The organism is Agromyces humi, assembly GCF_009720255.1.
GTDB classification, from domain to species: Bacteria; Actinomycetota; Actinomycetes; order Actinomycetales; family Microbacteriaceae; genus Agromyces; species Agromyces humi.
In genome coordinates this window covers 1-1,232 of record NZ_WJSP02000643.1, presented here as the reverse complement: position 1 = coordinate 1,232, position 1,232 = coordinate 1, and the positions used below count along the sequence as shown (strand labels likewise).

The 1,232-nt window shown below is 73.1% G+C and carries 2 protein-coding genes; both read left to right on the top strand.

The genetic code is table 11. The features are described from left to right. On the top strand, positions 1 to 500 hold a 500-nt coding region (locus tag GH736_RS23165), incomplete at its 5' end, for a hypothetical protein (protein ID WP_159607392.1). Then, the coding region (locus tag GH736_RS23160; RefSeq protein ID WP_159607390.1) for a YhgE/Pip family protein at positions 497 to 1,232 on the top strand (736 nt) is incomplete at its 3' end. The genes GH736_RS23165 and GH736_RS23160, both read left to right, overlap by 4 nt.

Sequence of the window (1,232 nt, the reverse complement as noted above, 5' to 3'; positions counted from 1 at the left end):
CCGTCACGATCGACGGCCGAGCGGATGCCGCGGCGATCCGCCGCGCCATCGCGCTCGTCGACGCGCCCGGCGTCTCCGATCCCGCTCCCGACATCACCCTCGCCGGCGTCGCCGCCGAGGAGCTCATGTTCGCCGGCATCCCCTCGAACCCGGTCTCGGTGTCGCGGTGGCTCGACGACCTCGGGCTGCGCGAGTTCGCGCGCGTGCCGATCGCGAACGTCGACCCGATCGTGCGGCTTCGCCTGCTCACCGAGCTCGCGGTCCTCCGCGACGGCGTCGAGGGACTCGTGCTCGTCTCGCCCGACCGCCACGGCGGCGACCCCCAGGAGTGGTGGGCGCTCGCCCGCGGGCTCGCCGATCGCGGGTACGCGATGCTCGTGATCGCCGGCGATGCCTCGGCCGCCGCGATCGGCGCCGCCGCGATGATCGCCCGCATGCAGGCCGACGAGGTCGACGAGACCGACGAGCAGGCTGCCATCGCCGAGGGAGGGCTCGCGTGAAGGTCCCCCAGATGATCGCCGCCGAGTTCCGGCGGCTCACCTCGACCCGCATGTCGGTCATCGCCCTGCTGGCGCTCATCGCCGTGCCCGTGCTCTACGGCGGCCTCTACCTCTGGGCCAACCAGGACCCGTACGCCAAGTTCCCTGAGGTGCCCGTCGCACTCGTCGTCGAGGACGAGGGCACACCCGCATCCGACGACGGCCCCGCCCGCAACGTGGGCGACGAGGTCGCCGACGAGCTCATCGCCGACCACGCCTTCGATTGGCACCGCACGACGGCGGCGGAGGCGCAGGCCGGCCTCGAGGCATCCGACTACGACTTCGTCATCACGATCCCCGCCGACTTCTCAGACGCCCTCGCCTCGGTGAGCACCGACACCCCGCGCCAGGCCGAGCTCACGCTCGAGACGAACGACGCGAACAGCTACCTGGCCGGCACGATCGGCAAGCAGGCCATCGAGCAGATCCGCACGACCATCGCGCAGACCGTGAACCGCGAGGCCGCGTCGATGCTGCTCGGCTCGATCTCGACGATCCGCGGCAAGCTCGTCGAGGCCGCCGACGGCGCGTCCCAGCTCGCCGACGGCGCGACGCAGGCGGCCGACGGCGCATCCCAGCTCGGTGCGGGCGCGGCGCAGCTCGCCGATGGCACGGCGCAACTGGCCGCGGGCAACGAGCAACTCGCGACCGGGTCGGCCGAGCGGATCGGCCGCCGCATCGGCCGGCGCATCC